This is a genomic window from Megasphaera massiliensis (assembly GCF_036305205.1).
Lineage (GTDB): Bacteria > Bacillota > Negativicutes > Veillonellales > Megasphaeraceae > Megasphaera > Megasphaera massiliensis.
Genome location: NZ_JAXIXE010000037.1, coordinates 1 through 3,343, shown reverse-complemented (window position 1 = coordinate 3,343; position 3,343 = coordinate 1). Strand labels below are relative to the sequence as shown.

The 3,343-nt window shown below is 46.0% G+C and carries 2 protein-coding genes; both read right to left on the bottom strand.

Features of this window, described 5'->3' with window-relative positions:
* On the bottom strand, positions 1–2,330 hold a 2,330-nt coding region (locus UCI88_RS07770; RefSeq protein ID WP_330024168.1), incomplete at its 3' end, for a hypothetical protein.
* A gap of 344 nt (positions 2,331–2,674) precedes the next feature.
* Positions 2,675–3,343, bottom strand: a 669-nt coding sequence (locus tag UCI88_RS07765; RefSeq protein ID WP_330024167.1) for an autotransporter outer membrane beta-barrel domain-containing protein, incomplete at its 5' end; no start/stop codon positions are given.

Here is a 3,343-nt window from a genome sequence, read left to right as displayed (position 1 = left end):
TCGTATAAATGGCCTTTTTGTACGTTGCGCTGGGTAATGGGGCTGGTAAATACGGCATCACTGTTGGCCAAAGTAGCGAAGTAGAGGCGGTCATTGACGCCCATGGCATCGAGATGCATAGAAGCTTTGTCACTTACCAGTGCCTGTGTCCCGGTCGCACTTTCCGTAACATTTAGGTAATCGCTGTTGACCGTCTTTTCCTTTGCCCCTCCGTTACTGTTCCAGTCGAGGTCCATGACCATCGTGCCCGTACCGGACAAGGTCTGAGCCGTAAGGCCGGTGCCAGTACGATTAGCGTCACTCAGATTGACGAAAGAATCATTAACCAAATCGGTCAGCGTACTGTCGCCGGTTACGTTCCAAACAGCGCCGTTTTTCAGGGAAATATTAATGACCGGCGTTTCATCGATGACAGGTTCTTCCGGCTCTTCCCAATCGCCCCAGTCATCATCATCGTCGTAGATAACATCGTCATCATCATAGATAATATCATCATCGTACTCGTCTTCGTCATCATAGGAATATATTTTCTCAATTTCCTGAAGCTCGGTCGCACCGGTAAACGATGAGTTGGACGTATCAAAGAGGACGTCAATTTGGCCATTAAGGGCCTGCATATTGCCTTTGATAATCTTATCTTCGCCGGTGGCAAGAGCCTGGATGCGACCTGCCGATTCGGTGTAGAAGGCATTGTCTTCAGCGTCAATATGGAGCCCCTTATTAAAGATGATGTCGCTGTTATATTGGGCGCTGGCACCTGTTTTAACTTGATTCATGTCTACCGTACCATTGAAGATAATCTTTGATGAGCTTTCGGCCCAAAGATCCTGATCCGTTTCGGCCCAGGCGCCGATACCTGCACCGGACATGGCAGTTTTACCATTAAAATTAATCTCCGACCCTGTTTTCGCCTGAGCTCCGATTTCGGCACCGGATATAAAGGTTTCGCCGTTAAAGTTGATATTGGATTCATCGTCCGACCAGGCGCCGATACCTGTCTGCGGTATAATCGTCGTGCCGTTAAAATTAATCTCCCCTGCATATTCCGCAAAGGCCGCAATAGAGCCTTTATTATCGATTGTAATCGTACCGTCCGTCGTCAAATTAATCGTACCACTTCGGGTTCTTACATTAGACTGAAACCAATCTTCGGCATTGTGACCGGCATTATGTAGGTAAATCGAACTGCCGGCATTCATATCGATACTGCCGACGCGGGCATACAACAGCGTTCCCGTTATTTCTGTCGATAGTTTAACTGAATTGCCGACCTCAATCTCTACCGTGCTGCCGGGCGTCGATGAAATCATGCTGGTGAACATGGGGTCGTATTTCGGTGCAATGGCTTCCACAGGCAGCCCCTGTGACATGAATTGAAGATCATTGGCCTTTAACGCAAAGTGAGACCGACCGTCTACCATGGTCATGCGCTGCAGATTGCCCTGAATAGATTGTGCTTCTATTTTAAAATCTGAACTGTGATCTAAATTAATTGCGACCGGATTACTTGCCCGCTCTTCATGGAAAATAATATTCCCTTTAGCCGTTATAGACGCCTTGCCACCATTATCCACACCAATGGGCGTCGCATTTATTATGCGGTTATAAATAATATCGTTGCCCGCATTGATTACGGCATTGGCATTCGATACATACAGATTGGGAATATAGGGCTCACTATTGTTCTTATTAAAGACAATATCATGACCTGCGTCCATTTGAAATTTTGCACCATTTCGAAAATCCAGCAGATTGCCGGACACATTATTCGTTAAAATAATATCATGGCCGGCACTCAAATTCATCTGATTATTGCCCTGTATGGAGATATAAGGCACTGATTTCTCATGGGCTGATTGGGTCAGTACAATATCCTTGTTTGCCTGTAAACTGATAGAATTTCCATTTCCAACACCACTATAGACAATGGGCTTGTAATTAGAAGACGCTTTGATCGTATCGGCATTATGAATATTTAAACCGGTGTTGTTTTTCGAGATATAGAAAATATGCGCTCCCGAATCGATAGATAAGGAATGGCCGTTCATATCCAAATCCAAGGTTCCCTCATCGCCTGCGGAACCGTCAAAAATGTAGGCCTTGTTTTCAATATCCGTCCCCTTTGAAACGACGAACACATCTCCCGATGCCGCAGCCTTCTGATCAGGACCAAGGTTAAACAGTGAGTGCTCTTCTTTCAGGTCATAGTCTCCTGAAATCATGTCCTCACCGACGGGAGAGACAGCCCCGACACCGGCAGAGATGGAACTCAATAAAGCCCCTAATACTAACGCACGTAATAACTCTCCTTTAACTTTTCTACAACTCATACTGACCACCTCATTACAACAACAACGGTTTCCCGTTCAACATAATTCATAATACGCTCATAAATAGTATCGTTTATTGTCTGTCGTATGTATAAATTATCTCATTTATATATCTATTTTAAGTTTATTATATATTTATTTCAAGTCGTATATATATTTCCCCAATGCCTCATCTATAATAGACTGAATTACTCTATGACAAACAATCATCTTAATGTCCTCCATTAAGGCTGGTCAATTCGGTTAGCCTCATACATACAAAAACTCCTTCACGGAGGTTCATCAGACTTCCATGAAGGAGTTTCTTTACTCGATATAAATTTGAATCGCGAATAACTTACGACTTAGAACTTCCAAGAGATACCGCCGTTGAATTCCCAATCATTGCTGTAGGTGCCGCTGAATTTGCGTTCAAATTCGAACCATAAGCTGCTGGCCGGGCTCAATTCTGCCGTGAGACCGGCACCTAAGTCGTACCAGGTATCCTTGCCGTCACGGTTGTAATCGATTCGTTCCAAGTCATTGGCCGAGGTCAGCATGATGCCGCCGTCACCGGAGAATTCATGGAGGATGTCGCCTTTTACGTACCAGCTCGTCTTTTCATTCAGCTTCTGTCCCAACCGGAAGCCCAGGCGGCCGATGAAGCTGTTGACGCTGTCTAAGTCGTGATGGATGCCGTCGCTGCTGGTGTAGGACTTGCTGTTCATGTGAGTATACTGCAATTGAGCCTGCGGTTCAAAATACCAGCCGTCTTCCAGATCGTAGGTTTTGCCCGTTTCGACGCTGGCCTGTTGGTACCAGGTACCGAAGGAGCTGTCCGACTGAGTGCCATTAATCAGGAAGGTATGACTGTTGCCCATGACTTTGCCGATCCGGCCGACGACGTCTACATACTGGCCGTTGTTTCCGAGCCAGGTGTGATAGAGGGACCCGGAGTAGCGTTTGTACTTTCCGTTTCCGTTGTCAAAAGAATCGCTGCTGCGAAGGTAGGTAAAGACAGCGCCCTGATGGAC